Raw genomic sequence first — 19,279 nt, forward strand, 5'->3', positions numbered from 1 at the left:
CCGCGTCAGACCCGACAGCCTAAGACAAAAGGAATGCATCACCATGGGCCACTACAAGTCCAACCTGCGTGACATCCAGTTCAACCTGTTCGAGGTCCTCGACCTGGAGAAGGTGCTCGGCCAGGGCGAGTACGCCGACCTCGACCGCGAGACGGCCGAGGACATGCTCCGCGAGGTCGCCGCGCTCGCCGAGGGGCCGCTCGCCGAGCCCTTCGCCGACACCGACCGCAACCCGCCGGTGTTCCACCCGGACACCCACAGCGTGACCATCCCCGAGGGGTTCAAGAAGGCCGTCAAGACCTACCAGGAAGCCGGCTGGGGATCCCTCGGCCTGCGCGAGGAGCTCGGCGGCGTCGTCGTGCCGCCCGCGCTGCAGTGGTCGCTGGCCGAGATGATCCTCGGCGCCCAGCCCGCCCTGTTCATGTACATGGCCGGCCCGTCCTTCGCCCAGGTCTTCTACAACAACGGCACCGACGAGCAGAAGAAGTGGGCCGAGATCATCGCCGAGCGCGGCTGGGGCGCCACCATGGTCCTCACCGAGCCCGACGCCGGTTCGGACGTCGGCGCGGGTCGCACCAAGGCGACCCAGCAGGAGGACGGCAGCTGGCACATCGACGGTGTGAAGCGCTTCATCACCTCGGCCGACTCGGACGACATGTTCGAGAACATCATGCACCTGGTGCTCGCCCGCCCCGAGGGCGCCGGCCCGGGCACCAAGGGCCTGTCGCTGTTCTACGTCCCGAAGACCCACTTCGACTTCGAGACCCAGGAGTTCGGCGAGCGCAACGGCGTCTTCGTCACCAACGTCGAGCACAAGATGGGTCTGAAGGCCTCGGCCACCTGTGAGCTGTCCTTCGGCCAGCACGGCGTCCCGGCCAAGGGCTGGCTCGTCGGCGAGGTCCACAACGGCATCGCCCAGATGTTCGACGTCATCGAGCACGCCCGCATGATGGTCGGCACCAAGGCCATCTCGACGCTGTCGACCGGCTACCTCAACGCGCTCGACTACGCCAAGAGCCGCGTCCAGGGCGCCGACCTGACCCAGATGACCGACAAGACCGCGCCGCGCGTGACCATCACGCACCACCCGGACGTGCGTCGCGCTCTGATGACCCAGAAGGCCTACGCCGAGGGTCTGCGCGCCGTGTACCTCTTCACCGCCGCGCACCAGAACGACGCCACCGCCCAGCTGGTGTCCGGTGCCGACAAGGAGATGGCGTTCAAGGTCAACGACCTCATGCTGCCGATCGTCAAGGGCGTCGGCTCCGAGCGCGCCTACGAGAAGCTGACCGAGTCGCTGCAGACCTTCGGCGGTTCGGGCTTCCTGCAGGACTACCCGATCGAGCAGTACATCCGCGACTCGAAGATCGACTCGCTGTACGAGGGAACCACGGCCATCCAGGCGCAGGACTTCTTCTTCCGCAAGATCATCCGCGACAAGGGCCAGGCGCTGGCCCACGTCGCCGGCCAGATCTCCGAGTTCATCAAGAACGACGAGGTCGACGGTCGCCTGAAGGGTGAGCGCGCGCTGCTGAACACGGCCCTGGAGGACACCCAGGCCATGGCCGCCACGCTCACCGGCTTCCTCATGTCGGCCCAGGAGGACCCGAAGCAGCTGTACAAGGTCGGCACCGGCTCGGTGCGCTTCCTCATGTCGGTCGGCGACCTGGTGATCGGCTGGCTGCTGCTGCGCCAGGCCGAGGTCGCCCTCGCCGCGCTCGACAAGGGCGCCGACGGTGCGGACAAGGCCTTCTACGAGGGCAAGGTCGCGGTGGCGACCTTCTTCGCGAAGAACATGCTGCCGCAGCTCACCGCGACCCGCGGCATCCTCGAGAACGTCGACAACGACATCATGGAGCTCGACGAAGCCGCCTTCTGATCGCAAACCCGACAGAACGGGACAAGCCCCACACCGTTTCGGTGTGGGGTTTGTCCTTATCTGTGGGGTTTGCCGGACACCGCTAGCCTCGACCCATGAGCTCGTACACGACCCATCCACAGCGATGGGTGTTCGCGTTCCTGCTCTCGCTGCTGGCCCTGGCGCTTGGGGTGTCGGGGCTGCCGTCGCCGCTGTACCCGCTGTACGCGCAGCAGTGGCACCTGAGCCCGTTGACGATCACCGTCGTGTTCGCCGTCTACGCGATCGGCGCCCTCTGCTCGGCGCTGACGGTCGGGCCGATCTCGGATTCGGTCGGGCGCAAGCCGGTGCTGCTCGCCGCCCTGCTCGCGATCCTCGCCGGACTGGGGTTGTTCCTGATAGCGACGTCGCCGTGGCAGCTGATCGTCGCGCGCTTCCTGCACGGCAGCGCGGTCGGAGCGATCACCGTCGTGTCCGGTGCCGCCCTGCTGGACGTGCGCCCGCGCGACGGCGCCCGCAACGGAATGGTCAGCGGCGTCGCGCTCAACGTCGGGATCGCGGTGACCGCACTCGGCGCGGCCGCCGCAGCACAGTGGTCGTCGAACCCGCTGCGCCTGCCGTTCGCGATCGTCGCCGCGATCGTCACGGTCATGCTCGTCGCGCTGATCCTGCTGGTCGAACCGCACGTCGGGCGGACCGGTGAGCCGATCACCATCGCACGACCGTCGGTGCCGGCCGAGATCCGCGCCGACTTCTGGTTCTCCGGCATCGGGATCTTCACGTCGTGGTCGACGCTCGGGGTGTTCCTGAGTCTCTACCCGGCGCTGACCCAAGAGGCGACTGGACACCACTCGGTGCTGTTCGTCGGCGTCGTCATCTCCTCGATGGCCGCCGCCTCGGCCGCCGCGCAGTGGCTCGGCGGCCACACCAATCCGCGCAAGGCGGCCGTGGCCGGCAACATCGGCATGATCGTCACGATGCTGGGCGCCGTGTGGGCCCTGCACATCGGCTCCACCGCCTTCGTCATCGCCGACGCCGTCGCCCTCGGCGCCGCCTTCGGCCTCGCGTTCGGCGGCTCGCTGCGCCACCTGAACGAAGTGACCCCCGCCGACGCGCGCGGGCGCGTGATGAGCGCCTACTACCTGCTCGGATACCTGGCCATGGCGATCCCCACGGTGCTGGCCGGTGCCCTCGCGTCGCACTTCGGGACGTCGGCGATCTTCCCGTGGTTCGTCGGCGCGGTCGCGCTCGCGTGCCTGGCCGCAGCGGTCCTCGGAATCCGGGGTGTGCGCGACCGCCCGATCGTGATCACCGACGTCCCCCTGGACCGGTGACCGAAAGACGCAATCGCACCTCACCCGCTGTCGTAGGCTGAGGAAGTTTACGACGAGGGGGTATGCGTGTCGCGCACTGCATCGGGTGGACGCCTCACGCGCGCAGCCGTCGCCCTGGGCCTCGCCCTCCTGGTGACTCTCGGACTCCCCGCCCCCGCCGGGGCCGCGCCGAAGAAGGTCGACGAACGACTGCCGATCGGCATCCTCCCCAAACCGCTCAGCTGCATGTGGATGAGTTTTCCCGGCCGTGCCGGGATGTGGCCGGTGCCGATGCACGCCCCGAGCGAGGGCATCGGCATGTTCACCATGCCGCGCGCCCCCGAGCACGTCCAACGGCTGCTGCCGCCGAAGATCACCATCCGCACGCAGAAGTCGGGCTACAACTCCGTCTGGCAGTTCGCCCTACTGGGCGGGCACCTGTTCGTGAAATCGGCCAAGACGCTGGGCGACTGGCGGTTCGCGCCGACCCCGCAGTGTCTGCAGGGCGAGATGACCGGACTGTCCGTCGACGGCAGCCGCCTGGTCGTCCTCGCCTACAGCGGACGGATCTTCACACTCGAATCGGCCGACTGGACACCGGAACTGTGGTGGTGGACGTCGCGCTTCGGTCATCCGATCTGGCTCGACCCGGCGGGCTCGCGCGTCCGCACCAACGAACGCGCCTGGAGTTTCTCCTGGTTGGACCCGATCTACACCTCGGTCCTGCCCTTCGAGCAGCGCGGCACCTGGACCGATTCGGCCGGTGCCCGCCACCCGGTCGGCGGCGCCGGCGTCACCACCGTCTACACCCTGTCGCCCCGCGGGAACCGCATCACCATCCTCGATCCGTGGCTGCCCGGCGCCGACCCCCTGCGGCCCGGCGACAAGAACTTCGCCGACGACTACAGCTACGAGATGCAGGGTCCGCTCGACGGCCGCTTCGTGGCCCGCAACCTGTCCGCCGCCGGATCGACGACCTTCCTCATCAACGACTACGGCGACATGTACACGCGCGTGTGGGACTTCGACATCTCCGGCGCCGACACGATGTTCTTCTCCTACACCCCCGAGGACCAGGACGGCCGCAAAGGGGCGCCGAACAACTTCGAGGGCTTCTTCGCCCAGTTCCCGTTCCTGCGCAACCTGTTCCCGCAGCAATTCGCCAAGTTCCAGCTACCGCCTCCGGCATGGGTCAAGCAGCCGAAGGTGCCCGGGGAGATCACCTCCCTGATCAGCATCGAGCAGACCGGCTTCCACTCGCGACACCGAGAGCTGCGCGTCGAGGGCCGCAAGGACGGCAAGCTCGGCTACTGGCGCAAACGGATCGACCCGAAGGCGTCGTGGCGGTTTGTCCCGGTCCGCTGGCAGAAGCGGCTTTCCCGCAAGCCGCTCGACAACCGGTCCGGCGACACGTCGACGCTCACCATGGTCGGGCCGACCGGGGTGAACTACCGGGGCCGCTACAAGGACGGGTGGACCATCGAGCTGCGCGACTTCGACTACGCCGCCGACACCGTCGGCTATCGCGTGTGCGCCGGCGGCGAGTGCACGACGGTGAAGGGCTTCATCGCACCGACTCCCCGGCCTAATTGGAACCCGCGGGGGTTGACCACCAACCCGCGCCTCTACCAGGGGTTCCTCGTCCTGGATCCGGCCGATCGAGCCCGGTTCGCCGGGAACTCCCCGCTCGGGAGGGCACTGCGCACGCTCGTGCCCAACGGCAAGACCGAGCGCATCCTGGCCACCGCGACGACCAAGCGCATGCTCATCGGCACGATGGGCAAGAAGGTCGTCGAGCTGCCGCGGTTCCGCTGATCTCCACGTCGGCCGACGCAAACCCCACAGAACGGGACAAACCCCACACCATTTCGGTGTGGGGTTTGTCCTGAACAGTTGGGTTTGCGCGAGCTACTTCGGTGGCATCCGGATGCCGCCGTCGACGCGGACGACCTCGGCGTTCATGTAGGAGTTGGTGATCAGCTCCTCGACCATGGAGGCCAGCTCGTCGGGAACGCCCAGGCGCTTGGGGAAGAGCACGCTCTCGCCGAGCTTGGCCTTGAAGGCCTCCGAGTCGGGGCCCTCGCCGTAGATCGGGGTGTCGATCAGGCCGGGGGCGATGCAGTTGACGCGGACGCCGACCGCCGACAGGTCGCGCGCGACCGGCAGGGTCATGCCGACGACGCCGCCCTTGGACGACGAGTAGGCGGCCTGGCCGATCTGGCCGTCGAAGGCCGCGACGCTGGCGAGGTTGACGATCGCGCCGCGCTCGCCGCTCTCGTTGGGCTCGTTCTTGCTCATCGCGGTGGCCGCGAGGCGCACGACGTCGAAGGTGCCCACGAGGTTGATCGCGATGACCTTCTTGTACAGGTCCAGGTTGTGCGCCGAGGCGAACTCGCCGTCCTTGCCGATGGTGCGCTGGGCCCAGCCGATACCGGCCGAGTTGACCACCGCGCGCAGCGGGCCGAGCTCGACGGCGGCGTTGACCGCGGCCTCGATCTGCTCGGTGTTGGTGACGTCGACCTCGACGAACTTGCCGCCGATCTCCTGGGCGATCTTCTCGCCGTCCTCAGCCTTGAGGTCGGCGATGACGACCTTGGCGCCCTGCTTGGCCAGACGGCGGGCAGAAGCCGCGCCGATGCCGGAGGCACCACCGGTGACGATTGCACTTGCTCCCTTGATATCCATACGCCCGAGGATACGGATGGGTGTGATCCAGGGCACCGGCGGGTCGGGGCTGGCCTACTTGCAGGTGACGTTCGGCTCGGGGTCGTACTTGACGGTGCGCGTGTGGCGGGAGATCTCCCGGCCCGTCTTGGCGTCGGTGATGACCCGCGTGTTCGACGTGGTGAAGCCCTTGCTGCCGTTGGACGGGACGCATTCGTCCCCCTTGGGGAGCACGAGCTTCTGCGGGTCGGTGTAGGCGTACCGCTGGCCGGTGATCGACTGGACGTTGACCGTGCGGGTGCTCCAGAACTTCACGGTGATCGCCGACGGCGACCAGTCGGCCTCGATGTAGATGCCGTACGGGGTGTTGTTGCGGAAGACGAGGTCGATGGCGCCCTCGAACACGGTCGCCTCGCGCGCCTCGGGATACCGCGAGATGTAGTAGCTGTGCTCGGTGTGGGTGACGTCCTCGAGGCCGGCGAAGTAGGCCGCGTTGTACAGCGTCGTCGCGAACTGGGAGATGCCGCCGCCGACGGCCTTGGCGGCGTGCCCGTGGTCGATGATCGTCGACGACACGTAGCCCTGCGCCTCGCCGCGCGGCCCGGTGAAGTTGTTCAGCGAGAACTTGTTGCCCGGGCGCACGATCGCGCCGTCGACCTGCTCGGCGACGCGGCGGATGTTCTCGCCGGACAGCTGGTTGAAGCCGCCGGTGGAGAAGTCGCTGACGACCGTCCGGATGCCGAGTTTGCGGGCCTGGTCGGTGCTGAGGCCTGGTTTGATCTCCCGGTAGGCGACCTCGGCCGTGCGGTTCGGGGTCCCCACCGCCGCGGCGATCGCGCCGGCGGTACCCGCCCAGTTGACGACGAAACCCGACTGGCCGGGGACCACGGTCGGCTTGCCGGTCTTCATGGTGAAGCTCGCGTTCTTGGGCTTCGCCTGCGTGGCCTTCAGATCGGGGAACTGGGCCTTCAGCTTGGTCTTGTCGACGGTCGGCGCGAGCCCGCCCTTGCCGTCGGGGGCGTAGAACAGCACACCGGCCAGCGCCTTGGGGTGGACGGTGTCGGTCTTGCCGCGCCCCTTGAGGGTGATCGGTCCCGATACCGCGCGCGTCGCCGGTCCGCGCACGGTGTCGCGCACCGTGTCGGCCGAGACGGTGGGCTGGAACGGCTCCATCGGCAGCGTGATCTGTTTGCCGTCGAGCCAATGGGCGGCCGTCACCCGTGCGGCGACGTCGCGGTTGATCCGCAGACCGCCCGACGGCATGTCGCCCTTGGGCACGACCTTGTCACCCTCGGCCTCGAAGTGGACCCCGCCCTCCACGGCGGCCTTCTCCAGCTTGGTCCGCTCCCCGTCGAGTGCGGCGTCGAACTTGTCCCGGTCCACCCCGACGACCGCGCGCACCTTGCGCTTGAATCCCAACACCGCCAGGAACCGGCGGAACGGGTTGCGGGGCTGCTCCATCGCCTTCTTGACCGTCTGCGCCTCGTCGAAGGTCAGGCCGAGCTGATCGGCGGTGAAGGTCGCCTCACCGGATTCGGTGCGCACGTGCACGGGCTCGCCGACGACCTTCGTCAGCTGGTCCAGGCTCTTGTCGACCTCGACCTCGGTCTTGTTGCTCACCGAGACCTGCGCGACGGTCGTGCCGCGCGCGGTACGACCGTGGGTGGCCACGGCGTCACCGGCGGTGACCGCGCTGAAGACCAGCAGGGCCGCCGCTGCTACCCGGCCCCCCAGGGCCAAGCGTCGGGACGTGGTGGACGCACTCATCGAACCAAATCTACTTGGTGGCGGCACCTGTTGCCGCGTTGCGCCTCGCGGGCGCGCAGAAGTGAACGGCCCGATTGAACTGCCGGGTCGGGGGTCAGGCAGTTCAATCGGGCCCACAGTCGTTATCGACGCGGGTGTGGCGGGCGTTACACCCGGCTACCCGCGCACCGCCGTCACCCCTCGATGATGGCGGTGACGCCCTGGCCACCGGCGGCGCAGATCGAGATCAGCGCGCGACCGCCGCCGTTCTCCTTGATCTGCTTGGCGGCCTGGGCGACGATGCGCCCGCCGGTCGCCGCGAACGGGTGCCCGGCGGCCAACGACGAGCCGTTGACGTTGAGCTTGCTGCGGTCGATCTTGCCCAGGGCCTTCTTCAGGCCGAGGCGCTCGACGCAGTACTCCTCGGACTCCCACGCGGCCAGCGTCGCCAGCACCACCGAGGCGAAGGCCTCGTGGATCTCGTAGAAGTCGAAGTCCTGCAGGGTCAGGCCGTTGCGCTCGAGCAGGCGCGGCACCGCGTAAGTGGGAGCCATCAGCAGGCCGTCGGGACCGTTCACGTAGTCCACGGCGGCGGTCTCGCTGTCGACGAAGTACGCCAGGACCGGCAGACCCTTCTCCGCGGCCCACTCGTCGGTGGAGAGCAGGACGGCCGACGCACCGTCGGTCAGCGGGGTCGAGTTGCCGGCGGTCATCGTCGCGTCGCCGAGCGAGACGCCGAAGACGGGCTTGAGGGTGGCGAGCTTGTCGACCGAGGAGTTCGGGCGCAGGTTCTCGTCCCGGGTCAGCCCGCGGTACGGGGTGATCAGGTCGTCGAAGAAGCCGCGGTCGTAGGCCTTGCCCATGTTCTGGTGGCTGGCGGCGGCCAGGGCGTCCTGGTCCTCGCGCTTGATGCCGAACTCCTTGGCGGTGATGGCCGCGTGCTCGCCCATCGACAGGCCGGTGCGCGGCTCGCCGTTGCGCGGGATCTCGATACCGAGCTTGGTCGCCAGCGCGAGGGCCGCCTTGATGCGGTCGGGGGTGCTCTTGGCGCGGTTCACCTCGAGCATCTGGCGGCGCATGGCCTCCGAGACGCCGATCGGCGCATCCGACGTGGTGTCGACACCGCCGCCGATGGCGACGTCGTAGCGGCCCGAGGCGATGCCGTCGGACACAGCGGTGATGGCCTGCAGGCCGGTGCCGCACGCCTGCTGGACGTCGAAGGCGGGGGTGTAGGGGGAGAGCTCGGAGCCCAGCACCGACTCGCGGATCAGGTTGAAGTCGCGCGAGTGCTTGAGGACCGCGCCGCCGGCGACCATGCCGAGGCGCTCGCCCTGCAGGTTGAAGCGGCTGACCAGGCCGGACAGGGCGGCGGTGAACATCTCCTGGTTGCTGGCCGTCGCGTAGGTCTTGTCCTGGCGGGCGAAGGGGATGCGGTTGCCGCCCAGGATCGCGACCTTGCGCTTGGGCCGGGTGGCGAACGAGCTGATCGCGCCGGCGGTGGCCTTGGTCGCGGGGGCCTTCTTGGCGGGGGCCTTCTTCGCAGCGGTCTTCTTGGCGGGGGCCTTCTTGGGGGTGGTGGCCATTGGCTTCCTACTCCTGAAAGATTGAACGTGCTTCTCGTAGAGTATTCTTACTCTCGAGTAAGTTGCTTGTCGAACTCGGGTCGAGTCGACAGCGACCCAACGCCGCGAAAATCACACTCTGAAGGAGTACGTCTCGTGTCCGGTAAAGCAAACAAGGACCTCTACTCGACCTTCGTCACGTCGGGGCCCGGCTCGTTCATCGCCAGCCGCGTCGGCCTGCCGCAGCCTCCCGCGCTGCGCCGCTACTCGCCGTCGCAGGCCCCGCTGTCCGGCCCGGTCCTGCTCGGCGGCGAGGGTCGCCTCGTCGAGCCGCTGCGCGAAATCCTGACCGCCGCCGACGGCTACGACCTGATCAGCAACAACACCGGTGCCCGTGGCGCCGACAAGCTCGGCGCCGCCGTCTTCGACGCGACCGGCATCAGCAAGCCCGAGGAGCTCGAGGCGCTGTACGAGTTCTTCGGCCCGACGATGCGCCAGCACGGCAACTCGGCGCGCTTCGTCGTCTTCGGCACGCACCCCGAGCTGTGCCGCAAGGCCGACGAGCAGATCGCCCAGCGCGCGCTGGAGGGATTCACCCGCTCGCTCGGCAAGGAGCTGCGCAACGGCGCGACCGTCCAGCTGGTCTACGTGCACCCGAAGGCCAAGACCGGCCTGTCCGGCGTCGAGTCGACGCTGCGCTTCCTGCTGTCGGGCAAGTCGGCCTACGTCGACGCCCAGGTGATCCGCATCGGCGAGGACGACGCCACCGCCCCCGCCGACTGGGACAAGCCGCTCGCCGGCCGCGTGGCCCTGGTGACCGGTGCCGCCCGCGGCATCGGTGCGACCATCGCCGAGGTCCTGGCCCGCGACGGCGCCCACGTCATCGCCGCCGACATCCCGGCCGCCGGTGAGGCGCTCAGCGAGACCGCGAACAAGGTCAAGGGCACGGCCCTGCCGCTCGACGTCACCGATCCCGACGCCGGCAAGACCATCGCCGAGCACGTCCTCGAGCGCCACGGCGGTCTGGACATCATCGTCAACAACGCCGGCATCACCCGCGACAAGCTGCTCGCGAACATGGACGACGCCCGCTGGAACGCGGTGATCAACGTCAACCTGATCGCCCCGCAGCGCCTCGTCGACGATCTGGTGAAGGCCAAGGCCCTCAAGTCCGGCGGCGCCGTCATCGACGTGTCGTCGATCGCCGGCATCGCGGGCAACCGCGGCCAGACCAACTACGGCGCCTCCAAGGCCGGTGTCATCGGCCTGGTCAACGCCTACGCGCCGATCCTGGCCAAGAGCGGCATCACCATCAACGCCGTCGCCCCCGGCTTCATCGAGACCGCGATGACCGCCGCCATCCCGCTGGCCACCCGCGAGGTCGGCCGACGGATGAACTCGCTGCAGCAGGGCGGACAGACCGTCGACGTCGCCGAGACCGTCGCCTGGTACGCCAACCCGGCGTCGAGCTCGGTGACCGGCAACATCGTCCGCGTCTGCGGCCAGAGCCTGCTGGGTGCCTGATGGGCAAGGTCATCACGCTCGACGCACTGCCGTCGACGCTGGACGTGTACTCGCGGGCCGTCACCGCGATGCTGCCCGGGATCGGCAAGTCCGGCCCGGTGCGGCCGGACGCGACGGTGCCCGACACGGTGTACCGGTTCACCACCGGTCCGACGGACCTGAACCGCCTGCAGGAGTACTGCCGGACGACGGGTCTGCAGCTGGGCACCACCCTTCCGCTGACCTACCCGTTCGTGCTGCAGTTCCCGCTCGTCATGAAGCTCATGACGAGCAAGGAGTTCCCGTTCAGCGCGGTCGGGTCGGTGCACGTGGAGAACCGGATCCGCCGCTACCGGCAGATCTCGCCCACCGAGCACCTGACGATCAGCACCCAGGCGGGCAACCTGCGCGAGCACCGCAAGGGCCTGCTGATCGACGTCACTTCGCGGTTCGAGGTCGGCGGCGACCTGGTGTGCGAGCAGGTCGGCACGTTCCTGTCGCAGCAGCGCACCAGCCTGTCCGACGAGGAGCGCGGCCCGGCGCCCAAGGAGCAGACCCCGCCCCCGCCGGATGCGGTGCTGTCGGTGAACCTCGGCCAGATCCGCAACTACGCGCAGGCCTCCGGGGACCGCAACCCGATCCACATGGGCAACCTGCCGGCCAAGGCGTTCGGCTTCCCGCGCGCCATCGCGCACGGCATGTGGAGCGCGGCGGCGGCGATCGCGAACGTCAGCAGCAAGCTGCCCGACGCGGTCGACTACCAGGTGCGCTTCGGCAAGCCGATCCTATTGCCGGCGAAGGTCAACCTGTACACGACGCCGGCGGGCGCCCCCGGTGACTACGACATCTCGATCCTGGACCGCAAGAAGGGCTTCCCGCACCTGACGGCGACCACCCGCGCGATCACGTAGTCCGACCGCCGGTCAGACCGATCCGAGCCCCCGCACCGGCAACGGTGTGGGGGCTCGATCCTTCCCACCGCCCCGCCGACCGTGCCCAGAATCTCGCCGACCGTGCCCAGATTTTCGTCGAGTGGGCCCAAATTCTCGTCGAGTGGGCGATGAACTTCGCCGAGTGGGCGATGAACTTCGCCGAGTGGGCGATCAGGCGCCGGCCGGAGCGTCGTCGTGCACGCCGACGCCGCGCAGACCGCGCCAGACGATGCCGACGAGGAGGTCGGTCGCCGTCTCCAACGAGATGTCGCCCTCACTGATGCGGTCACCGACCGCCTCCGCAGCGCCGACGAGCGCGACCGCGGTGATCTCGAAGTCGACGTCGGTCGCGCCTTCGACGGTGGTGCCCTGCTTGATCAGGTCGGCGACCATCTCGATGACGCGGCGCCGGCTCTGTCGCACCAGATCCGAGAAGCTCGCGGTGCCGACCGCGACGCGATAAAGCACCCGCCACGACTCGGCGTTCTCGTGGACGAACCGCAGGAACTCCCGCACGACCGTCCGCGCCTGCTCGCGCTGGTGCAGCGCCGGGTTGAACCCCACCGACATGGCGTCGATGAACTTGGCCGACTCACGCGCGATGCAGGCGCTGAACAGCTCCTCCTTGGAGCCGTAGTACAGGTACAGCATCGGCTTGCTGATCTTCGCCTCGGCGGCGATCGCATCCATCGACGTCTCGGGGAAACCGTTGGCGGCGAACACCTTCACCGCGGCGTCGAGCATCTGCTGCTCGCGCACCGCGCGCGGTAACCGCTTGGTCCCACCGGCCAACGTCGTCAACTCCTCGAATAACTTAGGGTTGACTCTACCGCACTTATTACCGGCCAGTAAGTTCGGCTCGCCTGGGCACGCTCGGCGAGATTCTGGGCACGCTCGGCGAAAATCTGGGCACGCTCGGCGAAAACTCTGGTCAGCAGCGCTTGAGCCGCTTCGCGGCCAGGATGCGGTTCACCGAGGCGTTCACGTTGTCCATCGACAGCTTGTTGGTCGCGACGGCCTTCTCGAGGGCGTCGAGGACCGCACTCACCTTGTCGGTGGTCAGCCACAGCGCGATATCGGCACCGGCGGCGAGAGCCATCGGCGCGGCCTGCTCGATCGGGTACTTCTCGGTGATCGCGGCCATCCCCGACAGGTCGTCGGTGAAGATGACGCCGTTGAACTCCGGGCCGTTGTAACCGACACCGGTGCGCAGCATCTCGATCGCCTTGGGGCTGATGCTGGCCGGGGTCTCCGGACCGGTGAGGCCGGGGACGATGAGGTGCCCGACCATCGCGGCCGTGCCCTTCATCGGCAGCAGCGTGCGGAACGGCACCAGGTCGTTCTCGACCAGGTCGGACAGCGGCGGCGTCTTCACGGTGCCGGTGTGCGAGTCGCCCGACCCGTGGCCGTGGCCGGGGAAGTGCTTGAACACCGGGAGGATTCCCGCGTCGCGCAGCCCGGCGGCAAACGCACGACCGTACTGCGCGACGGTCGTCGGGTCGTCGGAGAACGACCGGTCGCCGATCACCGAGTCGGCCGGCTGGTCGCTGACGTCGATGTCCGGCGCGAAGTCGACGTTGATGCCGAGGTCGCGCAGCTTCTTGCCGATCTCGAAGGCCTTCTGGCGCACCTGCGCCGGGGTGTTCGACTTGGCCAGGTCGCGCGCCGCCGGCAGGTCGATGCCGATCGACTTGAGCCGCGACACCCGACCACCCTCCTGGTCCACCGACACCATCACGGGCAGCTTGCGGTTCGACAGTGTCTGCGCGGCACCGGAGGTGAGGATCGACTTGTCGGTCCAGCTGCCGACGAAGATCCCGCCGACCCGCTCCTTCGCGACGATGGCCTTCGCGTCGGCGGCGTCCTTCACACCGACCATCAGCATCTGCGCAAGCTTCTGGCGCGTCGACAGCTTCGACGCCTCGACGCTGATGCAACCCGCGGCCACGGCCGGGACCGAGGAGGACGGGGCCGACGACGACGGCGAGTAGGCGGGGGCGGACGAGTAACCGGGAACCGTCGGCGCCTGGGTGTTGGAACAGCCGGCGGCGACCATCGCGCCCGCCGCCACAACCGATACGACGCCAAGTGTTTTACGCATGTGCATGACGTCGAGTCTCCCACGCCGGATGGTAGTTTCGAGGCCATGCTCAACAACCGCCTGGTCGCCGGTGCTGTCGCCGCAGCCATCGGCATCCTCGTCGGAGTCTTGGGCATCTTCGCGGCGGCGTGGATCGCCACCAGCTCCAGCCCGGCCACCGACGCCAACAAGTTCAACCCGAACGACGGGTTCGTGCCCGGCAGCGTCGACTACGGTTCGCGCGGCGACGGCGGGGCGGCCAACTGAGTGCGCCCGTCACCGGCCACCCTCTGACCCGACGCGGGATCGCGGGCATCTGCGTCGCGGCCCTGGTCCTCGCCTTCGCCCAGTCACCGGGCCGCATCGCCGCCGACACCAAGTTGGACCTGACGGCCAATCCGTGGGGATTCCTCTCGCGCGCGGCGCACCTCTGGTCCCCGACCGCCCCGCTCGGCCAGGTGCAGAACCAGGCCTACGGCTACTTCTTCCCGCACGGCGCCTTCTTCGCGCTCGGCGACCTGCTGCGCATCCCGCCGTGGATCACCCAGCGCCTGTGGTGGGCGGTGCTGTTGGCGGTCGGCGTCATCGGGATCGTGAAACTGGCGCAGGCGCTGACCATCGGATCCCCCGGCTCGCGCCTGCTGGCCGGCGCGGTCTTCGCGCTGAGCCCCCGCGTGCTCACGACCATTGGCTCCATCTCGTCGGAGACGCTGCCGATGATGCTCGCCCCCTGGGTGGTGCTCGGCGTGGTCACCGGCCTCACCGCGACCGGTGTTCCGCTGTGGCGCCTGGGCCTGCGCGCCGCGATCCCCATCGCCCTGATGGGCGCGGTCAACGCCGTCGCCACCGGTGCCGCCGCCGGGGTGGGCGTCATGTGGTGGCTCCTCGCCGCCGGTGACACCGACCGTCGACGGTGGGCACGGTTCGGCGCCTGGTGGGCACTGGGCACCGCGGCGGTGTGCGCATGGTGGCTGATCCCCCTGCTCCTGCTGTCCCGGGTGAGCCCGCCGTTCCTGGACTTCATCGAGTCGTCGCGGGTGACGACCCAGTGGTCCTCGCTCACCGAGGTGCTGCGCGGCACCAGCGCCTGGACGCCGTTCGTCTCCCCCGAGCGCGTCGCCGGCGCCATCCTGGTGACGCAACCGGCGGCCGTCCTGGCAACGGGGGTCCTCGCCGCGGCCGGGCTGGCCGGACTCACGATGGGCGCGCTGCCGTATCGGCGACGGCTCGTCGCGATCCTGGGCGTCGGCCTGCTGCTGATGTGCCTCGGCTATGTCGGCGGGTGGGGGTCGCCGATCGCCGAGCCGGTGCGCACCTTCCTCGACGGAGCAGGTGCGCCGCTGCGCAACCTGCACAAATTCGACCCCTTCCTGCGCCTACCCCTCGTCCTCGGCATCGCCCACCTCGTCGCGCGCGTGCCACTGCCGCCGGCGGTGACCTTCCGCAGGGCACTCTCGGCCTTCGCCCACCCGCAGCGCTCGCGCCCGATCGCCACGACCATCGTGCTGCTCGTGGCCCTCCTCGGCGCCGGGACGCTCGCCTGGACCGGCGGGCTGGCCGGCGACGCCACGTACCGGTCGCTGCCGCAGCACTGGCGCGACACCGCCGCCTGGCTCGACCGGCAACACGACGACGCGCACCCCTCGCGCGCCCTCGTCGTCCCCGGTTCCCCCTTCGCCCAACAGCTCTGGGGCACCACCCGCGACGAACCGATGCAGGCCCTCGCGACGGCGCCGTGGGCGGTCCGCGACGCCATCCCACTGGTCCCGCCGACGGCCATCCGCGCCCTCGACGCGGTGCAGCGCGACGTCGCGCAGGGCAACGGCTCCCCCCTGCTCGCCCCGATGCTCGCGCAGATGGGCGTGCGGTACGTCGTGCTGCGCGCCGACCTCGACCCCCGGGAATCGCGCTCGGCGCGGCCGCTCCTCGCACAGCAAGCCCTGACATCGTCGCCGGGCCTGCACAAGGTCGCGCAGTTCGGCGACCCGGTCGCGCCCGCGGTCGTGCGCGGCGTCGTCGTCGACGACGGGTTGCGCCCGCCCCTGCCGGCCATCCAGATCTTCGCCGTCGACGACCGGCTCTTCCCCGGCACCGGGCCGGTCCTGGCCGACGTCGAGGCGCTGCCGCAGGTGGTCGGCGGGCCCGAGGGGGTGCCGCCCGGTCGACTCGCACTCCTGCAGGCCGACGCCCGGCGGGCCGGGCTGCCGCCCACCGCCCTCTGGGTGACCGACACCCCCACCGACCGCGAGACGGACTTCGGCCGCGTCGACGACAACCGGTCGGCGATCCGCTCCCCCGACGACCCGCGTCGCACCAAGAACGCCGTCGACGACTACCCCGCCGGTGCGGACACCCCGCGCGTCGTCGGGCAGTGGCTCCTGGACAACGAGCCCGGTGCCGTGCGCGTCAGCGCCTCCTCATCGGCGTCGGACGCCACCCAGCCCGGACAGACCGCTCCCGCGCAGTCCACCGCCGCCGCCTTCGACGACGACACCTCCACGTCGTGGCTCTCCGCCGGGCTCGACCGTGCCGTCGGTCAGTGGCTCGCCCTCGACTTCACCCGACCGCGGACCAATCTGGCCGTCACCCTGACCACCGCCAAGGCGCTCGGACCCGACGTGACGAGCGTGCTCATCACCACCGACGACGGCACCGCGGTCGCGCAGGGCGTCAAGCCCGGTGAACCGATCACCGTCACGCTGCCGCCGGGTCCGACCCGGCGGGTCCAACTGCGCGCCACCGGCACCAAGGACGGCACGGTCGGCACCCAGTTCGCCCTCGCCGAGGTGGCGCTCACCGACCTGTCCACCGGCCAACCCCTACGCATCCGCCACCGCGTCGTGCTGCCGCCGCTGCCCGCCGGGGCGACCGTCGCCGGGTGGTCGTTGCGCCAGGAGCAGACCGGTCGCGGCGACTGCCTCGCCGATCGGGACCGCGTCCGCTGCTCCCCCGGCCTCGGGTTGGCGCCGGAGACCGTCGGCGCCTTCTCCCGCGTGCTCTCGGTGCCGACGCCCGGGCCGGTCGACGCGACCGTCACGCTGCGCCCGCGCACCGGTGACGAAATCGACCGCCTGCTGCAGCAGCCCGCGGTGGTGACCGCCCTCGGCGACGCCTCGGTCGCCGATCCCCGCGGATCGGCCGCGGCCGCGGTGGACGGTGATCCGGCGACGACGTGGACGGCTCCGGAGGCCAGTGCCGACACCACCGCCCCGCCGCCGCGGGGCGCCAAGCGTCGCAAGCCGGCCAAGGATGCGAAGCAGGCGCGGTTGACGCTGCACCTGCCCGCGCCGCAGCGGGTGGAGAAGCTGGTGCTCGGCAAGCCCGCCGGCTACCCGGCTGCGCCTGTCGAGGTCGCGGTCGATCTGGGCACCGGCGAGCAGATCCGGCGCGTCGGACCCGACGGCACCGTCGCGCTGGACCCGGCGGTGACCGATCGGATCGTGCTGACCGTGCGCCGCGCCTCGGACCTGATCAACGTGAACAACCTCGGCTTCGCCCGGCCGGCGCCGGTCGGCATCACCGACATCCGGATCGTCCCCGACGCCCCGATGGCGGTGCGCACCGACCGCCCGGTCCACCTCGGGTGCGACGCCGGGCTGTCGGTCAGCGTGTCGGGCCAGGTCGTCCCGCTGCGGGTCGACACGACGACCGGTGCGCTGCGGTCGGGCACGCCGGTGACCGCCGTGCCGTGCGGCCCGGTCCAGTTGGGCGGCGGCGAGCAGGAACTGACCGTGAACCCCGGCAAGGGGTTCTCCGTCGACGCCGTCGAGCTGCGCGACCGTCGGTGGTCGAGTGAATTCGAGCGCAGCGAGAATTTGTATCAAGACCCCGCAACGACCCGCTGGGACGCGACCACCCGCCAGGTCACGATCAGCCCGCACCCAAAGGAACAGGTCCTCGTCGTCCCGGAGAGCGCCAACCCGGGCTGGCGGGCGCGGCTGAACGGCACCGACCTGCGCGCGCTGACGGTCGACGGTTGGCAGCAGGGCTGGATCGTCCCGGCGAACACCGTCGGCACCGTCGAGCTGACCTATCCGCTCGACCGCCCGTATCGCTGGGCCCTCGGAGTGGGGTTGGCGGTGATGGCGCTCGTGCTCGCGCTGGCGGCCTTCGGCCCGCGCTCAACGGCGGTCGAGTGTCGACGAGGCACCGGCCGACGGTGGTCGGGCGCCCACGTCGCCACCGCGACCACGACCCTCGCGGCCTCCTGGCTGCTCGCCGGTTGGCCGGGGTTGGTGCTGTCGGCGGCCGTCGGCGCCGCGATGTACCGCTGGTCGAGTCAGGACCGCTATCGCGGCGCGCCCGTCGTCGTGGCGTTCACCCTGTTCTTCGCCGCGACGTGCGGGTTGGCGGCCGGACCGTGGAAGTCGCCGACCGGGTATCACGGCTACGACTGGTGGGTGCAGGGTCTGGCCCTTGCCGCGGTGGCGGTCACCGTGTGGCGATCGGTGCTCGATCGCGGTCCCGGCGAACCGCCCACCGTCGCACCGGATCCTCGATGAACGCGTAGCCGGCCGCCGCGATGCCGATCGACAGGGCCGCGGTGATCGCCCACACGAGGACGAAGGAGCCGCTGAACGGGATGATCCCGAACAACCCGAAGACCACCGACAGCACGGCGACGTGCCAGATGAAGATCCCGTACGACCAGCGGCCGAGCGTCGTCATCACCGGCGACGCCAGCAGGCGGAACCGGCCGTCGGTCAGCGCGAGCGGCGCGAGCACCGCATAGGCGCCGATCGCGCCGAACAGAATCTTCGTCGCGAAGCCCAGGGCGCTCAGCGCGCCGAGCCCGACCGGTCCCGCCAGCGGCGTGCACGCCAGCCCGTAGGACACCGCGAACACGGCCACCATCAGCACCCGGTTGGAACTGTGCGCGCAGACCCGCGACAGCCACGCCGGCATCGCCGCCCCCGACGACCGCCACGCCACCAGTTCGGCGAGCACCAATCCGGCGACGAACCACGGCAGGTGGCCGATCAGCCAGTTCTGCGGCTCGACGCCGTCGCGCTTGGGGATCAGCGCCGCGATCGGACCCCACGCCAACCCGACGGCGCCGATGGCCAGCACCCCGATCGGTCGCCAGCGGGCCCGCGGTCCCCGCAGGGAGACCAGCAGCCACGCCAGCACCGGCAGCAGCGCGTAGAACAGGACCTCCACCGACAGGCTCCACATCTGGGTCAGCCCGGCGGTCAGCGACAGTGGTACGAACACCTGGGTGAGCGTGAGGTTCGCCAGCCAGACGACCGGGTCCGACGTCCGCGCCTGCGGCAGCAGTGTCAGCACCACCACGACGACCACGACGTACGCCGGCCAGATCCGCCAGAAGCGGTGCCGGGCGTAGCGCACCAGGCCGGGCTCTGGCGCCAACCCTCGCGCTGCCGCTGCGTGCGGCTGCCACAGCAGGAATCCGGAGAGGGCGAAGAACAGTGCGACGGCCAGGTCGAGGCGGCCCAGGATCGGTCCGACGACCGGCCAGGTGACGGCACCGGTCTGGAAGGCGACGTGGGTGGTGAGCACCCCCAGCGCCGCGACCGCCCGCATCCCCTCCATCTGGGGGTAGAAGCGGCGCGCGGTCGTTGCTGTCATGACCCGGGCCAATCTACGCGACAGGTACGCTC

At 69.9% G+C, this 19,279-nt stretch carries 13 protein-coding genes; 7 read left to right on the top strand and 6 right to left on the bottom strand.

Going from position 1 to position 19,279, the window contains the following annotated elements; translation table 11 throughout:
• The first annotated feature begins 43 nt into the window (after positions 1 to 43).
• The 3 genes from QM634_RS08945 (at position 44) to QM634_RS08955 (ending at position 4,986) form a co-directional block, all read left to right on the top strand.
• Complete coding sequence (locus QM634_RS08945; RefSeq protein ID WP_415042431.1) at positions 44 to 1,879, top strand: acyl-CoA dehydrogenase; 1,836 nt, start codon at positions 44 to 46, stop codon at positions 1,877 to 1,879.
• Positions 1,880 to 1,974: 95 nt separating this feature from the next.
• Positions 1,975 to 3,192 (top strand): MFS transporter, encoded by a 1,218-nt coding sequence (locus tag QM634_RS08950; RefSeq protein ID WP_415042432.1) that lies wholly within the window; start codon positions 1,975 to 1,977, stop codon positions 3,190 to 3,192.
• A gap of 66 nt (positions 3,193 to 3,258) precedes the next feature.
• Positions 3,259 to 4,986, top strand: coding sequence for a hypothetical protein (locus QM634_RS08955; protein ID WP_415042434.1), 1,728 nt, complete (start codon positions 3,259 to 3,261; stop codon positions 4,984 to 4,986).
• Between the two features lie 93 nt (positions 4,987 to 5,079).
• On the opposite strand, the gene QM634_RS08960 is transcribed toward QM634_RS08955, so the two are convergent.
• The 3 genes from QM634_RS08960 to QM634_RS08970 form a co-directional block, all read right to left on the bottom strand.
• On the bottom strand, positions 5,080 to 5,856 hold the full coding sequence (locus QM634_RS08960) for an SDR family NAD(P)-dependent oxidoreductase (protein ID WP_415042435.1): 777 nt from the start codon (positions 5,854 to 5,856) through the stop codon (positions 5,080 to 5,082).
• Between the two features lie 54 nt (positions 5,857 to 5,910).
• Positions 5,911 to 7,602: a VanW family protein gene (locus tag QM634_RS08965; RefSeq protein WP_415042436.1), complete on the bottom strand. Its 1,692-nt coding sequence runs from the start codon at positions 7,600 to 7,602 to the stop codon at positions 5,911 to 5,913.
• Positions 7,603 to 7,775: 173 nt separating this feature from the next.
• Positions 7,776 to 9,164 carry an acetyl-CoA C-acetyltransferase gene (locus tag QM634_RS08970; protein ID WP_415042437.1) on the bottom strand — a complete coding sequence of 463 codons (1,389 nt, stop codon included), beginning with the start codon at positions 9,162 to 9,164 and terminating at the stop codon, positions 7,776 to 7,778.
• Positions 9,165 to 9,299: 135 nt separating this feature from the next.
• Here QM634_RS08970 and QM634_RS08975 point away from each other — a divergent pair, with 135 nt between their 5' ends.
• Together QM634_RS08975 and QM634_RS08980 are read left to right on the top strand one after the other, a co-directional pair.
• Positions 9,300 to 10,667 (top strand): 3-oxoacyl-ACP reductase, encoded by a 1,368-nt coding sequence (locus QM634_RS08975; RefSeq protein ID WP_415042438.1) that lies wholly within the window; start codon positions 9,300 to 9,302, stop codon positions 10,665 to 10,667.
• On the top strand, positions 10,667 to 11,557 hold the full coding sequence (locus tag QM634_RS08980; RefSeq protein WP_415042439.1) for a MaoC/PaaZ C-terminal domain-containing protein: 891 nt from the start codon (positions 10,667 to 10,669) through the stop codon (positions 11,555 to 11,557). Before QM634_RS08975 ends, QM634_RS08980 begins: the two co-directional genes overlap by 1 nt.
• Positions 11,558 to 11,749: 192 nt before the next feature.
• Here the strand turns inward: QM634_RS08980 and QM634_RS08985 are convergent, their stop codons facing one another.
• Both QM634_RS08985 and QM634_RS08990 read right to left on the bottom strand, forming a co-directional pair.
• Positions 11,750 to 12,370 (bottom strand): TetR/AcrR family transcriptional regulator, encoded by a 621-nt coding sequence (locus QM634_RS08985; RefSeq protein ID WP_415042440.1) that lies wholly within the window; start codon positions 12,368 to 12,370, stop codon positions 11,750 to 11,752.
• Positions 12,371 to 12,509: 139 nt separating this feature from the next.
• Positions 12,510 to 13,679, bottom strand: a complete 1,170-nt coding sequence (locus QM634_RS08990) for a glycoside hydrolase family 3 N-terminal domain-containing protein (protein WP_415042451.1) — start codon at positions 13,677 to 13,679, stop codon at positions 12,510 to 12,512.
• A 45-nt stretch (positions 13,680 to 13,724) separates the two neighbouring features.
• On the opposite strand from QM634_RS08990, the gene QM634_RS08995 reads away from it, so the two are divergent.
• On the top strand, positions 13,725 to 13,925 hold the full coding sequence (locus QM634_RS08995; protein ID WP_415042441.1) for a DUF2613 family protein: 201 nt from the start codon (positions 13,725 to 13,727) through the stop codon (positions 13,923 to 13,925).
• 113 nt (positions 13,926 to 14,038) lie between these two features.
• Positions 14,039 to 18,160 carry an alpha-(1->3)-arabinofuranosyltransferase family protein gene (locus QM634_RS09000; RefSeq protein WP_415042442.1) on the top strand — a complete coding sequence of 1,374 codons (4,122 nt, stop codon included), beginning with the start codon at positions 14,039 to 14,041 and terminating at the stop codon, positions 18,158 to 18,160.
• Here the strand turns inward: QM634_RS09000 and QM634_RS09005 are convergent.
• Positions 18,090 to 19,247 carry an acyltransferase family protein gene (locus QM634_RS09005; protein ID WP_415042443.1) on the bottom strand — a complete coding sequence of 386 codons (1,158 nt, stop codon included), beginning with the start codon at positions 19,245 to 19,247 and terminating at the stop codon, positions 18,090 to 18,092. The genes QM634_RS09000 and QM634_RS09005 overlap by 71 nt on opposite strands.
• Positions 19,248 to 19,279 lie beyond the last annotated feature (32 nt).

Origin of the sequence: Gordonia sp. (in: high G+C Gram-positive bacteria), from assembly GCF_047606305.1 — a bacterium.
GTDB lineage: Bacteria > Actinomycetota > Actinomycetes > Mycobacteriales > Mycobacteriaceae > Gordonia.

Excerpts from the sequence above, each read along its gene's own strand:
- QM634_RS08945 (WP_415042431.1), top strand. The coding sequence starts at position 44 with ATGGGCCACTACAAGTCCAACCTGCGTGACATCCAGTTCAACCTGTTC.
- QM634_RS08965 (WP_415042436.1), bottom strand. The coding sequence starts at position 7,602 with ATGAGTGCGTCCACCACGTCCCGACGCTTGGCCCTGGGGGGCCGGGTA.
- QM634_RS09005 (WP_415042443.1), bottom strand. The coding sequence starts at position 19,247 with ATGACAGCAACGACCGCGCGCCGCTTCTACCCCCAGATGGAGGGGATG.
- QM634_RS08950 (WP_415042432.1), top strand. The coding sequence starts at position 1,975 with ATGAGCTCGTACACGACCCATCCACAGCGATGGGTGTTCGCGTTCCTG.
- QM634_RS08980 (WP_415042439.1), top strand. The coding sequence starts at position 10,667 with ATGGGCAAGGTCATCACGCTCGACGCACTGCCGTCGACGCTGGACGTG.
- QM634_RS08960 (WP_415042435.1), bottom strand. The coding sequence starts at position 5,856 with ATGGATATCAAGGGAGCAAGTGCAATCGTCACCGGTGGTGCCTCCGGC.
- QM634_RS08990 (WP_415042451.1), bottom strand. The coding sequence starts at position 13,679 with ATGCGTAAAACACTTGGCGTCGTATCGGTTGTGGCGGCGGGCGCGATG.
- QM634_RS08970 (WP_415042437.1), bottom strand. The coding sequence starts at position 9,164 with ATGGCCACCACCCCCAAGAAGGCCCCCGCCAAGAAGACCGCTGCGAAG.
- QM634_RS08995 (WP_415042441.1), top strand. The coding sequence starts at position 13,725 with ATGCTCAACAACCGCCTGGTCGCCGGTGCTGTCGCCGCAGCCATCGGC.